The sequence below is a fragment of the Gilvimarinus sp. 1_MG-2023 genome (genome assembly GCF_030548285.1).
The window spans coordinates 1-384 of sequence record NZ_JAUOSC010000295.1; the positions used below are offsets into that span (position 1 = coordinate 1).

Consider the following 384-nt stretch of genomic DNA (forward strand, 5'->3'; position numbering starts at 1 on the left):
GTACACACCACTGCCGATGGCCAATCCACCCAGGTGGATTATCAAGGCATCAATGCCGAACGACCGTTACTGACGCAGTATCTGGAAGCGCTCGCGACCGTATCAGAAGCCGATTTCCAGCAATGGCACAAAGACGAACAACTGGCCTTCCTGATCAATGCCTATAACGCCTGGACGGTCGAACGCATTCTGACCTCCTGGCCCAACCTGGACTCCATCAAAGACCTGGGTAATTTTTTCAGCTCACCCTGGAGCAAGAAAATTATCCCTTTATTGGGCCAAACCCGCTCGCTGGATGATATTGAACACACGCTGATTCGACAGCCCGGACGCTACAACAACCCGTTGATTCACTTTGCCGTGAACTGCGCCAGCATAGGCTGT

The 384-nt window shown here is 52.6% G+C and carries 1 protein-coding gene; it reads left to right on the plus strand.

Annotation, left to right across the window (positions count from 1 at the left end; all coding sequences use genetic code 11):
* On the plus strand, positions 1 to 384 hold a 384-nt coding region (locus tag Q4563_RS16860; protein ID WP_303605311.1), incomplete at both ends, for a DUF547 domain-containing protein.